Source organism: Haladaptatus sp. AB643 (assembly GCF_024136975.1).
GTDB lineage: Archaea > Halobacteriota > Halobacteria > Halobacteriales > Haladaptataceae > Haladaptatus.
Genome location: NZ_JAMYJW010000014.1, coordinates 57789 through 72826, shown reverse-complemented (window position 1 = coordinate 72826; position 15038 = coordinate 57789). Strand labels below are relative to the sequence as shown.

At 60.1% G+C, this 15038-nt stretch carries 10 protein-coding genes; 8 read left to right on the top strand and 2 right to left on the bottom strand.

Translation table 11 applies throughout. The features are described 5' to 3' along the window. Positions 1–625: 625 nt before the first annotated feature. Together NKF25_RS21360 and NKF25_RS21355 are read left to right on the top strand one after the other, a co-directional pair. Positions 626–2056, top strand: a complete 1431-nt coding sequence (locus tag NKF25_RS21360) for an aldehyde dehydrogenase family protein (protein WP_253228661.1) — start codon at positions 626–628, stop codon at positions 2054–2056. 1712 nt (positions 2057–3768) lie between these two features. After that, positions 3769–4983 (top strand): orc1/cdc6 family replication initiation protein, encoded by a 1215-nt coding sequence (locus NKF25_RS21355; RefSeq protein WP_253228660.1) that lies wholly within the window; start codon positions 3769–3771, stop codon positions 4981–4983. Between the two features lie 18 nt (positions 4984–5001). Here NKF25_RS21355 and NKF25_RS21350 read toward each other — a convergent pair whose 3' ends face one another. Then, entirely contained in the window at positions 5002–6327 is a 1326-nt protein-coding gene (locus tag NKF25_RS21350; RefSeq protein WP_253228659.1) for an APC family permease, read from the bottom strand. A 335-nt stretch (positions 6328–6662) separates the two neighbouring features. On the opposite strand from NKF25_RS21350, the gene NKF25_RS21345 reads away from it, so the two are divergent. From NKF25_RS21345 to NKF25_RS21330, 4 genes are all read left to right on the top strand, one after another. Next, entirely contained in the window at positions 6663–7364 is a 702-nt protein-coding gene (locus tag NKF25_RS21345; protein ID WP_253228658.1) for a hypothetical protein, read from the top strand. Between the two features lie 400 nt (positions 7365–7764). After that, complete coding sequence (locus NKF25_RS21340; protein ID WP_253228657.1) at positions 7765–8754, top strand: carbohydrate kinase; 990 nt, start codon at positions 7765–7767, stop codon at positions 8752–8754. 76 nt (positions 8755–8830) lie between these two features. Continuing rightward, on the top strand, positions 8831–10369 hold the full coding sequence (locus NKF25_RS21335) for a solute carrier family 23 protein (RefSeq protein WP_253228656.1): 1539 nt from the start codon (positions 8831–8833) through the stop codon (positions 10367–10369). A gap of 118 nt (positions 10370–10487) precedes the next feature. Then, complete coding sequence (locus tag NKF25_RS21330; RefSeq protein ID WP_253228655.1) at positions 10488–10778, top strand: hypothetical protein; 291 nt, start codon at positions 10488–10490, stop codon at positions 10776–10778. On the opposite strand, the gene NKF25_RS21325 is transcribed toward NKF25_RS21330, so the two are convergent. Beyond that, entirely contained in the window at positions 10771–11145 is a 375-nt protein-coding gene (locus tag NKF25_RS21325; protein WP_253228654.1) for a secondary thiamine-phosphate synthase enzyme YjbQ, read from the bottom strand. The genes NKF25_RS21330 and NKF25_RS21325 overlap by 8 nt on opposite strands. Positions 11146–11329: 184 nt before the next feature. Between NKF25_RS21325 and NKF25_RS21320 the strand changes: the two genes are divergently transcribed. Together NKF25_RS21320 and NKF25_RS21315 are read left to right on the top strand one after the other, a co-directional pair. Beyond that, complete coding sequence (locus tag NKF25_RS21320; RefSeq protein WP_253228653.1) at positions 11330–12562, top strand: ABC transporter substrate-binding protein; 1233 nt, start codon at positions 11330–11332, stop codon at positions 12560–12562. Beyond that, entirely contained in the window at positions 12559–15012 is a 2454-nt protein-coding gene (locus NKF25_RS21315; RefSeq protein WP_253228652.1) for a methyl-accepting chemotaxis protein, read from the top strand. The genes NKF25_RS21320 and NKF25_RS21315 overlap by 4 nt, the downstream gene beginning before the upstream one ends. Positions 15013–15038 lie beyond the last annotated feature (26 nt).

The window sequence follows — 15038 nt, the reverse complement described above, 5'->3', positions numbered from 1 at the left end:
TTCGGTTTCGATTCGCTTTTGATTCGGTTTCGATTCAGAATTCCGGCGGCAGATGACCGACGCTCCCAACAGTACGTACTACCCTCACCGTTTTCATCCACTCCTCACCGCTTCTATCCCCTTCTCCTCACCGTTTTCATCCACTCCTCACCGCTTCTATCCCCTTCTCCTCACCGTTTCCATCCACTCCTTACCGCTTCTATCCCCTCCTCGCTCACCGTTTTCATCCCTCTCCAAACCCGTGCCAACTCGGACGATAGTTGGTGGTTGATTCGCGTGACTAATCAACAATATAACACTGGAATCATCGTGTGGATAACAACGGAATTATCATGTTGATCCTTGGGTTGGGTATCGATTTTGACACGCGACCGAGGTTGACATCTGTTCAGTTTTCGTCACTATCGAGATGAATCTGATTTCGGCCGAATACATCGTCCACTCGGTTCGAGAGCGGGTTTCGAACAAGTGGTCGGTGTTCTGAAAACAGCTCCGAATCGATCCAAAACGAGTCGTTTGTCGTATTTCTGGGGTAGCGTTCCGTTGTCGAATCGATAAAAGCAAACTTCCGGTGTTAATCCGGTTGTGAGTAAATAATTTACCTACTGAGTCCCAAGGTGTAACCATGTCACAGAAACCGATTCATCGACGGGAGCAACTCTACATCGATGGTGAGTGGCTAGACGCCGACGGCACCCTCGACGTTACCGACCTCGCGGACGGTGGCGTCTTCGCGGAAGTCGCCGCAGCGGACGCCGAGCAGGCTGATAAAGCGCTCGCCGCCACGGAACGGGCAGAGGCCGAAATGCGCGAAACCACCATTCCACAGCGCGCCGAGTGGATGGAGGAAATCGCGGACGGACTCCTCGAACGAAAGGAGGAACTGGCCGAAGTGATCGTGCGCGAAGCCGGTAAGCCGATTTCGAGCGCTCGCGGCGAAGTCGAGAGCGCGGCCGAGCGCTTCCGCCGTGCGGCGGAAGAGGCCCACGACCTGCAGGGTGAGTTCCGCAAAGGGACGACCGGCGGCCACGAAGGTTGGGAAGCGATCCTCAAGCCGGAACCGGTCGGAACGATTCTGGCGATTACGCCGTACAACTACCCCCTTGCGACGACCGCGCTGGAAGTCGCACCAGCGCTCGCGGCGGGTAACTGCGTCATCCTCAAACCGGCCAGCAAGACGCCGGTCAGTGCGGCGATTCTGGCCGACGTGATCTCCGACCTCGACCTTCCCAAGGGGGCGTTCAACTTCACGCCTGGACGCGGGAGCGAAATCGGCGACCTTCTCGTCGGCGACAACCGTATCAACATGATCACGATGACCGGCAGCAGCGCGGCCGGAAAACACGTCGCACGCAAGAGCGGGATGGTCAACCTGCACATGGAACTCGGCGGCAACGCGCCTGCCGTCATCTTCCCGGACGCGGACCTCTCGGAAGTCGCCGGTGCCTGTGCGAAAGGGTCGCTGAAGTACGCCGGACAGCGCTGTTCGGCCGTCAGCCGAGTGCTCGCGCACGAGAGCATCCACGACGACGTCGTCGACCGAATCGACGCCGCGATGGACGAGTGGACCGTCGGCGACCTCTTCGACGAGGACACCCAGATGGGACCGCTTATCAGCGAGAGTCAAGCCGAATGGGTGGAAGAACTCGTCGAAGATGCCGTCGAGAAGGGTGCCGACCTCGTTCGCGGTGGCGACCGAGATGGTCAATTCTTCGAACCGACGCTGTTGGCGAACGTCCCACACGACGCTCGAATCATCCACGAGGAACAGTTCGGTCCCGTCGCTGCGGTCACGACGTTCGAGACCGAGGAGGACGCCATCGAAATCTCGAACGGCGGTGACCTCGCGTTGGACGCGGCCGTGTTCACGGACGACTACGACCGTGCACGACGGATGGCCGACAAACTCGACGCCGGGGCAGTCCGGATCAATGGCGCGCCTAGCCACGGACTCGGTGACATCCCGTTCGGCGGGAACAAGGGTTCGGGAATCGGTCGGCAGGGTCTCAACCTGACGATCAAAGAGATGGTCCGACACAAGAGCATCATCCTCTAAATTCGACGGAAGAGAATCTGCCGCTAAATCTGATTTCGTTGATTTTCCAACGGTCGTCGTTCCGGGCGGTAGTAACGTCTCATCGGAGCGTAGCCATGGCTGTTTTGACACAGGAACGCCATCAGGGAACCCCGTCGTTCCGCTGTGTCTGACGGGCACGAAAATCGGGATATTCCCTCCGTTCCGCGGAACAGGCCGAAATTCAAAACTGGTTTTTTACGCGTCGTTCCGCTTTTTTCTGTGATTATAGGGAGGACACCCCTCCGAATCGAAGAGACGGGCAACCCCGTCGTTCCGCTGTCTTTTGGTGGGCCAAATCGGTGTTTTGACCCCCACCGTCGTTCCGCTGTTTGTTCCCGTGTTCCAAAAATGAGCCATATTAGTAGAACAATGTGAAAAGAGAAACCAGTCAAGTTCGGCACCGAAGGGTCCGGTGCCGAAACTGATCGGTTCGATCGGTTCGGCTCACCTGTTAGCGGAGATGTGGTATTGTCGTTGGCGGAGATGTGGTATTGTCGTTGGACGGAACGTCTATCTTGGACGTGATCAATGCGGATTCTCATCTCACCAAACCCCATCGTTCCGCTGTTCATTCCACACCGATGCTCCGATTGACCGTTCGGTCGTGGTCAGTTCTCCACCGAACGTTGCTGTACAGCTACCCCGTCGTTCCGTTGTCTTTTGTCACCCTCAGTTCCGAAATTGACGATTTAGTGGGGCTCGTGTCAGGATTTTGTTCTCCCACCCCATCGTTCCGCTGTTTTTTGATACCGAATTGCAGGAAATAGTTCGGATTCGTCGTCCCTATCCGTTTGATTGGACCCCGTCGTTCCGCTGTTCGTCGTGCTACGAGAGCGGTGGGACACCGATCCGCTAGCCGTTGAAAAGAGACGATTGTCGAAAAGTGAGGATGCAGGTGAAAGAGAAGTTCCAACACCAATGGAAGGAGACCGGTTCCAACATTAGTGTGAAACGGCACCAACGTCAGTACAGGATACCGACTCGGTGGCGACTGTACTAAGTTTGTCTCCGAGGGAGGTGGTCGCTCGTCGCGGAATATGCCACACCCAGGACATTGAGTGGCATGGAACATACACCGTCGTTCCGCTGTCTTTCTCAAAAGGTTATTCGCTCGTCCCGGGTTTTACCGACTTGAACGGTAGTTCTTCCCCACCCCACCGTTCCGTTGTTCTTCATAGTCATGGGGAGTGACGAAGCAAAGGGACATTTCCGATGTTTCCTTTGTCAACGTAGATTTATAAACACCCCCACCCCTCGATTCCGCTGAACTCCACGTCGAAGGTGGGTCGACGAAAATACGACGTCGACGAACGACCGGGAGCCGAATATCATTCATCGACTATATCGGTGAAATAGTCGATTTAGTCTAGTTTACGGATGTTGTTGTGATGATATCGACTTGAATCTTCCCATTCTAGAAACCCCATCTTCCCCCACCCCACCGTTCGTTCCTCACTCAGCGGAATCGAGGGGTGGGGGTGTTATTTAAGCAATCGGAACAGAAGAAACACCGGAATCAGAGGAACGGCTGGTTTACCGTGTCTTTTCCTCGACACCGTTCCCGACGTATCACACGAGAACGGGTGGCTCGGGTAGGCTATGTCCGTTTTCCACCATTCAGATGAAACTCAGGAATCAAAGGAACGGGTGGTTCGGAAGGGTTATGCCACTCCTCCGTTTGCGATGGAATAATGGGTTCATTCGAATTTGTTCGCGAACATTCTCCGTACAAAAATCGTGAAGCACTGTTGGACGATTACACGCCCGACACGCTGGTGGGACGGGATTCCGAGTTGGAAGAATATCACGGTGCGCTCCAACCCGCGATTTACGGGGAACAACCGGACAACATCTTCCTCTACGGGAAAGCCGGTGTGGGGAAAACCGCCGCAACGCGATTCTTGCTGAACAAACTGGAGAACAACGCCGACGAGTACGACGACCTCGACATCTTCACCGAACTGGTCAACTGCGACGGTCTCAACTCCAGTTATCGCGTGGCGAGCCACCTCGTGAATACTCTTCGGGACCCCGCGAACCGAATCAGCGAGACCGGCTATTCGCGCTCGCAGGTGTACGAACTCATGTGGGACGAACTCGACAGCCACGGCGGAATCATCCTCCTCGTACTGGACGAAATCGACCACTTGAAGGACGACAGCATCCTCTATCAACTCTCGCGTGCACGCGAAAACGGCAACCTTACCGAAGCCCGGATCGGCCTCATCGGAATCAGCAACGACCTCACGTTCCGTGACGGACTCTCACCGAAAGTCCGTTCCTCGCTCTGTGAGCGGTCCATCTCCTTTTCGACCTACGACGCGAACGAGCTCCGCGCGGTCCTCGACCAGCGCCGGGAAGTCGCGTTCAAGGACGACGTGCTGACCGACGACGTGATCCCCCTCTGTGCGGCGTTCGGCGCACAGGAATCCGGCGACGCGCGAAAGGCACTCGACTTGCTTCTGAAGGCAGGCGACCTCGCTCGCGAGGAAAACGCCGCTCGCGTGTCGGAAGAACACGTTCGACGCGGTCGCGACCTGCTCGAACGCGAGCAGGTCGCTCGTGGTATCGCCGATTTGAACGATCACGAGCGACTGGTCGTCTACGCGCTCGCGACGCTCGAAGCGGAAGGTGAGACGCCCGCCCGTTCCCGGGAGATTTACTCCCGATACAAGGCGCTCTCGGTGACCGCCCAGCGCGAAGCCCTGACCGCTCGCTGGCTTCGCGAGCACCTGGACGACCTCGCGATGCTCGGAATCCTCTCGGTTTCGGAGATCAACGAAGGTTCCGCGGGTGGAAAGTATCGCGAATACGCGCTTCAGCAGGACCTCGCGGTCGTGTTGGACGCGCTGGAAGAAACCCTCGAAGCGATGGGGGTTCACACGAGCGTCAAGGGCTACGTATAACGGACGATACCCGAGCCTTCAGACGTACTCTTCAATTTCGGCCTCTACCGACGCAGCTTTTTCTTCTATCGATTTCCGCTCGAAGTACGCCACCTCGACGACGACGACGACGATCGTAATGATGGCGACCGTCCAGAACACCGAGTTCTCCGCCGTGTAGAGGTGCCAGACCAGTGCGACGATGGTCGCTATCGCGCCGACGGTCCCGATGGCGGGAACGATTGCCGTCTTCAGGTCGTCGCTGCTCCGATTTTTCAGCGCCAGATAGCTCGCGGCCCCGAAGATGGTGATGAATGCGAGGGATGCGAACGACGATATCCCGTTGAGACTCCCGACGACGGTGAACGCCGCCGTCAGCGTCCCGAGAATGACCAACGCTCGAACCGGTTCGCCGCCGCCGTTGGCACCGATCTGTGCGGGAAGATAGTCCTCGGTTACCATCTCGCTGAGGAGGCGCGAGGAACTGAACAGCGTCGCGTTGATGGCGCTCCCGGTCGAGAACAGCGCGGCGATCGAGATGAGAACGAATCCGATCTGCCCGAGGAACGGCCTCGCAGCCACTGCCAGCGCTGTTTCCGCGTTTTGCTTGATGACGTGTGGGGGCACGAGGTTCGTCGTGACGATGGCGACGATGATGTAAATCGCCGTTACGCCGACGATGGAGATGTAGATCGCCTTTCGTATCGTCTCGGCCGGATCCTTGATGCTGTCACGGTCGAACAACAGCAGTTCCCAGCCTTCGAACGCGACGAACGAGAGCGCCGCCGCGATGACCGGACCGACGCCGAGTTTCGCGAACCCGGTGTGGAGCTTTCCATTTTTGTATCCGTAATAGAGACCACCGAAGCCGAACAACAGCAGTATGAGTACTTTCAACCCGACGAGCACGTCTTCCGTTCGGCCGGACGCGTGTGCGCCGAGCACGTTCAGACCGACGAACAGGACGATGACGAGTCCGGAGACGAACGGCCGTGCCGGAATACCCGCGATCCTCGTGAGGCCGACGAGTTCGGTGAAGTAGCCGCCGAACGCGTAGGAGTACATCGCCATCGTGCCGATGTAGCCGACGATAAAGGTCCATCCCGTCATCCCCGCCAGTTTCGTACTTCCGGTGAACCGCTCGATGTAGGTGAGCGGCCCACCACCGTCGTTCGAGAGTTTGCCCAAACGAACGAACGAGTAGCCCGCGGCCATCGCGATGATCCCCGCGACGATAAACGCGAGCCATGCCAGTGTGTCCGCAGCGGCCGCTACGACGCCGAGAACGGCGAAAATACCGCCACCAACCATCCCACCCACCGCCATCGAAATCGATTCGGTCAACCCGATCTTTTCGGACGCCATATATCACCACCGGCGTTCCAGCATATCAATAGTACCGAAAACCTGTCGATTAAATCACCAGAGGGGGCGGACAAATAGTCGATGACTCCCGGTCGTCCGAACGGGGCGGATACCCACACCGACCGATTTTCGCTGGATGGGAACCGTGGGGTAATCGCACCCTTATCCGGTCGATATTCGGTTGTCGTGATTACCGTCACGAAACGATGGCCCGTCGTTCGCGTGCCGCCGTTTCACGATACGAACGATAGTCGTCGTTTATTGGCTCTCGCCAATCGTTTGTGGGCATGTCTCGCGACAGATCGATCAGCCAGACACGACGACAGTTCTTGACGATGACAGGCGGTACGCTCGTCGGTATGACGGCCGTGGGGGCCGCTCAGCAGAACGGACATCGAATGGACGAATCGTTCCAACTGGGTGGGCGCGTTCAAGGGTGGCAGGGGAGAGCCCCGAACTCCATCAAAGGGCAGAAGAACCCGACGCTGAAGCTCCAGACCGGACAGGTGTATCAGGTGACGTGGACGAACATGGACGGCCAACCGCACGATTTCGCCCTCCAGGATTCCAACGGGAACAACCTCAAAGTCATCTATCCGAACGTACGGACGAACGAGAACGGCGGTGGGGGCGACAGTATGGGGAACGGCGGCGGAAACATGGGTAGCGGCAGCACAAAACCGCCGAAAAACGCCATCAGCAAGACGAAAATCGTTCAGAAGAAGGGCGCGACGCAGACTCTCCGGTTCGTCGCCACGAGCGAGATAGAGAAGTACTACTGCACCGTCCACCCGACGACGATGGTCGGGAAGGTACGGACGAGCGGCAAAGGTGGTTCGGGTGGAAGCGGCGACCATAGCGGTCACAACGGGGACCACATGGGTGGAAACGGTCACGATGGCGACCACAGTGGCGGAAGCGGTCACAACGGAGACCACATGGGTGGAAACGGTGACCATAGCGGGAACGATGGAGGTCACATGGGAGACGGTCACAACGGTGGGAGCAACACCGACCACGACGGCGACGGAAACTAACGACGTCCCTCGATTTTTTTCGACTCGTCGTACTGGCAACCAGAACTATCGGACATCCCCTCGAACGATGTGCATGAACGCGAAGACCGGGTACGTTACCCAAACCGGCATGGAGTACGAGGAGGCGTTCGACATCGCAAGTGACCTCGATTTCGACTACGTGTAGTTAATGATGGACGGCACGCTCTCGGTCGAAATGTTCACCCTCGACTACGGCTACATGGGGACGAGCAAGACGTATCTGGACGAACTGCTGTAGGCGCTGTGTCGCACCGAACAGTTGCTTTCCATCGGAAGGACCGAAATCGCCGTTTCGACGGACGTGACGTTCTGGTATTCTTTCATGTAGTGTCCGACGTCGGAAGTAAATCCTTTCCTACTAGCCCGTCCACGAAAAACCATGTCGAACTCATCGACGCCACGGATTCTCGTCTCCGGCGAGACGCTTATCGATTTCCTCCCCGAACGACCCGGCCCGCTCTCGGAGGTACCGACGTTCGAGCGCCGTCCGGGTGGTGCGCCCGCGAACGTCGCGGTGGCACTCTCCCGACTGAACGAGACGCCGTGGTTCTGGACGCGAATCGCCTGCGACCCGTTCGGCGACTACCTCTCGAAGGTGCTCGATGTGGACCTTCCGGATCGGTTCGTGGAGCGCGACGCGGACGCGAAGACGACGCTGGCGTTCGTTACCCACGACGAGACGAACGACCGGGCGTTCACCTTCTACCGCGACGAGACGGCTGACACGCGACTGCAACCCGGTGGGGTGTCGGACGAGGCGCTCGCCGAGGTCGATTGGGTGTACGTCGGCGGCGTGATGCTGGCGAGCGATCCGGCGCGAACCGCGACGTTCGACCTCGCCGAACGCGCCAACGAGGCGGACTGTTCGGTGATCTTCGACCCGAACGCGCGTCCGGAACTCTGGTCCGAGGGCGGCGGCGCGGACGAAGGGGTCGAATTTGCTGAGGCCGTGGACGAAATGCTGTCCCTCGTGGACGTCGTGAAGGCGACGCCTGAGGACCTCGAAATGGCTGGATTCGACGGCGAGGATGCGGCCTCGCTCGCGGCGAGCGTCTGCGAGGCGGGGCCACACACGTGCCTCCTCACGCTCGGTGGGGACGGTGCCCACGCGCACGCGAGCGACGATGCACCGTGGGAGGCGGGGTCCGCGACTCACGGGGGCTACGACGTGTCAGTCGTCGACACGACCGGCGCTGGGGACGCCTTTACCGCCGGGGCGCTCGCGGCGCTGGCCGACGACGAATCGGGCGGTTCGCTCGACGCGGTCCTCGAATTCGCCAACGCCGTGGCCGCCCTGACGACCACCGAACCCGGCGCGATGACGGCGCTGCCCGATCGCGCCGCAGTCGCCGAATTACGAGAATCGTAATCAAAACGGCGGGATTCGTAACGTCACTTTTAAGCATCCTTCGGAAAATCGGAGAGTAGAGTACGTTCAACGAGCTATGAGTGACAGCACAGGCGAGACGACCGGGGATTCGGCGCTCGAAGAGGCGTCGTTCGTGGAGTATGGTATCGAAGAGAAACCGCCGCTGGGGGAATCGGTCCTGCTGGGATTCCAGCACTATCTGACGATGATCGGGGCGAACATCGCGGTGCCGCTGGCGCTGGCTGGCGCGATGAAGATGCCGCCAGCACAGACGGCCCAGTTCATCGGGACGTTCTTCGTCGTCTCCGGAATCGCGACGTTGGCCCAGACGACGTTCGGCAATCGCTACCCCATCGTGCAGGGAGCGACGTTCTCGATGCTCGCACCCGCGCTCGCCATCATCGGCGTCATCGGCGCGGGGTGGCGCGTAACCCTGCTCGAACTGCAGGGCGCAGTCATCGCGGCCAGTGCGGTCGAGGTGTTGGTCGGCTATCTCGGCTTGATGGGTCGACTGAAAAAGCACCTCTCGCCGGTCGTCATCGCGCCGACCATCGCGCTCATCGGTCTGTCGCTGTTCAGCGTTCCACAGATCACCGCTTCCAACCAGAACTGGTTGCTCGTCGGTCTCACGCTCGGCCTCATCGTCCTCTTCTCGCAGTATCTCGACAACCATCGCGCGTTCCGCCTGTTTCCCGTCCTCCTCGGCGTCATCACGGCGTGGGCAATCGCGTTCGTGCTCTCGTACACGGGCGTCTACACGCCGTCGAATCCCGGCTACGTGGACTACATGAGCGTCGTTCACGCCAACCTCTTCCAGCCGGTTATGCCCCTCCAGTGGGGGATGCCGCGCTTCACGCTTCCGTACATCGTCGGCATGTTCGCGGGTGTCGTCGCCTCCATGATCGAGAGCTTCGGCGACTATCACGCCGTGGCCCGCCTGTCGGGCGTCGGCGCGCCGAGCAAGAAGCGCATCGACCACGGTATCGGAATGGAAGGTCTCGCCAGCGTCTTCGCCGGACTCATGGGTACCGGCAACGGTTCGACCTCCTACTCCGAGAACATCGGCGCGATCGGCCTGACTGGCGTCGCCTCGCGCTACGTCGTCCAGATCGGTGCCGTCGTCATGCTCATCGTCGGGTTCGTCGGCTACTTCGGCCAACTCGTGGCGACGATTCCGAGCCCCATCGTCGGCGGCCTGTTCATCGCCATGTTCGGCCAGATTTCGGCCGTCGGGCTCTCGAACCTGAAGTACGTCGATCTCGATTCCTCGCGTAATCTCTTCATCGTCGGTCTCGCTACGTTCTCGGGGCTCGCCATCCCGGCGTACATCGGGAACATCGACGCTGCGGCATTCCAGCAGGGAATGCAGGGCGTGTCAGTGCTCGGCCCCGCTCTCGGGACCGACATCGTCTCGAACACGCTATACGTTGTCCTCGGAACGGGGATGGCCGTCGGCGGTCTCGTCGCGTTCGTGCTCGACAACACGGTCGAGGGAACCCGCGAGGAACGCGGCCTCGAAGCGTGGGAGTCCATCACGGAGGACGAGGGCGACTTCAAGAGCGCGTTGGAGCGGTTCGAATCGAAATCAGGTTCCGACTCGACACGGGCCGACTGAACCGTCGAATCAACACGCTCGACGCGACCGATTGAACGACGGAAACGATCGATCCGGCCCACAACCTTTTATTCTGACGAATCGTGAGTAGGGGTAGCACCCATCACGGGTGAAACCCATGACGACGAACGAATCGGAGTCCACGACGGAATCGTCCCCACGCGGATCGTCCACCGCAGAATCAACCCCGAAGTCGGAAGTCGAAACGCTCCGTGAAGAACTCGAAGCGACGAAGGACCGCCTGCGTATCGTCGAACAGAACGTCAAGTGGATGGCTCAACACCAAGCCGTCGAAACCGGAAAGAGCGTCTGTCCGTCCTGTAATTCGAACGGGTCGCTGCGAGTCGAACGAACCGCGACAGGCAAGAAAACGGTCTCGTGTCGCAACTGTGGTGATCGGCTCATCTGACGACGATACGACGCGTCCGCGGTCCGTCGCAATCCACAAAGAGGATGGACTGCCACGTCCCGAGCAGCAACTCGCCGTCTTCGACGGGCACGGTGACGTGTTCTCCGAGCAACATCGAGCGGAGATGGGCGTCGGCGTTCCCGTCCAACTGGTCGTGACTATAGTCGTCACCCCGAGGGACGAGGCGTGACAGGAGGGTTTTGAAGTCCGAGCGGAGTCGGCGCTCGTTTTCGTTGACGACCACGCCAGCGGTCGTATGGGGGACGAAGACGGTACACGTCGTTTCGGTGTTCTCGGCGTGTTCGGCCACTCGATCCGTGATGTCGATGATGTCCACGTGCTTCGAAGTGGTAACCTCGAATTCCATGGCTCGGTTTCGACGTTCGATCATAAAACGCTTCGCTGAACGACGGTAAAAAAGAGGGGGCGCTGCGGCCGTCGAACGGGCGCTTCGAACGCTGTCGGTGTGTTCACTGGTCACAAACAAAACATATCTTGATCGAAAGGTACTTTGGCTGGTTTGTTATTCGTGGCAATATATGTTGGATGATGTGTCTAGAAGACAATATATTCGTCTCGCGGGAGGTTCCCTTCCCGCAATCAGCGGTCTCGCTGGTTGTCTCGGTGGGGAACTGAACCAGCAACCGATCCGCGTCGGTGCACTCCTTCCGCTTTCGGCCTCGGGCGCTTTCGGTACGGTGGCGAAACACCACCGTCGCGCCATCGAGGCGGCGGTCGCGGATATCAACGATGCTGGCGGGCCGCTCGACCGGAAACTCGATCTCACGGTCGGTGACAGCGAACTCGACCAGTCGGCCGCAAAGACGGCGTTCGACTCGTTCGTGGACGACGACGTCGTCGGATTCGTCGGCCCCGTCACCACGGATATCTCGATGTCCCTCGCCGACGACCTCACCCGGGAGCGGATTATCGCCATCAGTCCGTCGAGCACGTATCCGGACCTCGCGACTGCGGCCGTACGGGACGGAACGAAGTACTTCGCTCGGACCGCCGCCAACGACGTCCAACAGGCGCGCGTGATGGCGAAGATACTCGACGACGACCACTACGTGGCCGCCGATACCGTCGCCATCGCGCACGCCGACAACGATTTCGGGACGGGGCTTGCGACGGCCATCGACGAGCGCATCTCCGGCGAGACGGTCGCGACCGTTCCGTTCACACCCGGAAAGGACGACTACTCGAAGCGGGTCGAGACGGTCGTCCAGTCCGAGGCCGACGCCGTCGCGTTCGTCAGCGAACCCGGTAATACGGCGATGCTCGAACAGCTAATCAGCTACCCGTATTACGGCGAGTCCGTCCTCAGCGAGGGACTCATCCCGGAGAACGTTCCGCTGTACATGAACAACATGTACAGCGCGTCGGTCGCAACCGAGCGGACGTCGAGTTCCATCGAACTGTCACAAAAACTCGACGATATCACACCGCTCGCACCCTACACGCAACACGCCTACGACGCCGCGTTCCTTCTCGGCCTCGCGATAGAACAAGCGGGAGAGGCGGATGCGACCGCCATTAGCGACTCCCTCGTTTCCGTTTCCGGCGGGGTCGGGCAGACCGTCACCGTCGGCGAGTTCGAGCGGGCGAAGACGATCATCTCCGCGGGCCGAGCGGTGAACTATCGGGGCGCGTCGGGACCGGTCGATCTGAACGACGACCTCGAACCGCTGGACTCGTACGTGATCGAACGCGTGACCGATTTCGAACTCGATGAACTGGAACTACTGCGTGCGTGGGTTTTCGAGGAGGAGTCGACGGAATGACCGACTCCGACCCCTCGCGCCGAAAACGGGTTTCGGCGCGCCTACGACGGGTCGTGCCGTTCAGAATCCGTCGAAGCTACGCGGCGCGGTTCGGTGCGGTGTTGTTCGCCATCCTCGTCCTCATCGCCGCCAGCGGGGCCTACATCCACTTCGATACGAAAAGCCTCGTGGCGGGCCAAACGGACAAGGATATACGAAACGCCGCGCAAATCGAAGCCGACTCGCTCGACGCGTGGGTTTCGAAGAAACGCTCGACCGACCGTTTCCTCGCCTCGGTGATCGGCAAGGAGACGTCGAACACCGACCGACAGACGTTCATCGAAAAGCAGTTGGTGGACATGCCGTCCGATGTCCAAGCGATCCATTACTTCGATCGGAACGGCACCGTACTGGCGAGCACCGACGAGCAGTTGGTCGGGACGCGAGTCGGCGTCTCGGACGCGGTGTGGGCGAACCAGTCGCTCATGTTTCCGACGCGGGACACGGTCCGCATCACGTCGCCGTACGAGGCGAACGGCGAACCGGTGACCTCGTTCGTGACACCGACTACGGATTCGTCCCGTCTGGTTATCCTCACGGTGTCCCTGTCGGAACGCTCTCACCTTCTCTCGTCGCCCACGACGACCGGTGACGTGACCATCGTCAACGGGCAGGGGACGGTCCTCCTCGACAACCGAAACGTCGGGCTGATGAACTCGTCCCCGGGCGTGTTCGATTCGGCCATCGAGAACGGGTTGGCCGGTCACAGCGACATTCAACATGTGTCCACCAACGGATCATCGTCGGTGATGGCCTACACGCCGGTTATCGGCACGGATTGGGTGTTGCTGTATCACGTACCCAAGAGAACCGCGTTCGCACTCCAGACCCACGTCACGAAGAATATCGGGATTCTGGTGTTGATGGCGATCCTCTCGCTGTTGGCGGTCGGTCTCACTATCGGTCGCGGGACGGCGAAATCCCTCGAATCCGTCTCCGAAACGGCCGACAAAATCGCGGCGGGCGAACTCGACGCCGACCCGCCAGAGACGAACCGGGAGGACGAGATGGGGCAGTTGTACGGATCGTTCGAGTCGATGCACGGCTATCTGAACACGGTCGCGGATCAAGCCGACGCGCTCGCACGACAGGAGTTCGACGCGCCGGTGTTGGACGAATCGGTTCCCGGCGCGTTCGGCGAGACGCTCGAACGGATGCGCGACGACTTGCGGACGATGGTCACCGACCTCGAACGCTCCCGCGCCGAAGCGGAGGAGGCGAAAGCGGACGCCGAGGCGGCCCAAGCGGATGCCGAAAAAGCGCAGACCGAGGCGGAAGCCGCACAGGCGGATGCGGAACGGCTCAACGCGGCGCTCGACCGGAAAGCCGTCGAGTTCAGCGACGTGATGGAAGCGGCCGCCGACGGCGACCTCACCCGGCGGATGTCGACCGAGAGTCCCACCCAGTCGATGACCGACATCGCGGAGGGATTCAACGAGATGATCGACGAACTCGAAGCGACGATTCGTAGCGTCAACGAGTTCGCCGAGGACGTCGCGGCCGCGAGTCAGGAGGTGACCGCGAGCACCAACGAAATCGAGCGGGCGAGCGAGCAGGTGACGGAATCGACGCAGATGATGTCGGACGGGGCAGTCGAACAGTCCGACCGCCTCGAACGGACGTCCGGGGAGATGGCCGAACTGTCGGCGACAATCGAGGAGGTCGCCGCGTCCGCCGAACAGGTGGCACAGTCGGCCCGGCGGACCGAGGCGCTCGGGCAGGACGGTCGCGAGGCGGCATCCGACGCCATCGGAAAGATGTCCGTTATCGAATCCGGAACGAACGAAGTGGTCGATGGGATGGAAGAACTGGCGGTCGAAATCGACCGTATCAGCGACATCGTGGACCTCATCCGTTCCATCGCCGACCAGACGAACATGCTCGCGCTGAACGCCAACATAGAAGCGGCGAACGCCGACGGCGATACGGAAGGGTTCGAAGTCGTCGCAAACGAGGTCAAGGAATTGGCGAACGAGACGAAGGAGGCGGTCGTCGATATCGAACGGCGAATCAACACGGTGAGCGAGCAGGCGAACGTGACCGTCGAAAACGTACAGGAAACCCGTGAGGCGGTGGTCGACGGGTCCGATACCGTTCGCGAGGCACAGGAGTCGTTGCAGTCCATCGTCTCCAAGGTGGAGGAGACGACCGGCGGCATCGCCGAGATAAACCACGTTACGGACGAGCAGGCGACGACGACGGAGGAGGTCGTCGCCGCCGTCGACGACGTGACGCGAATCAGCGACGAGACCGCCGCCGAAGCCGAGGACGTGGCGGCCGCCGCCGAGGAACAGACCGCCTCCGTCAGCGAAGTGGCGAGGAGCGCCGAAGCGCTCGCCGAACAGGCCGAAGCACTCGCCGCGACGGTCGATGACTTCACCGTGAGTTACGGCGGCGACTCGACGAACTGAGAACGTTTCCGCCACCATCACCGATT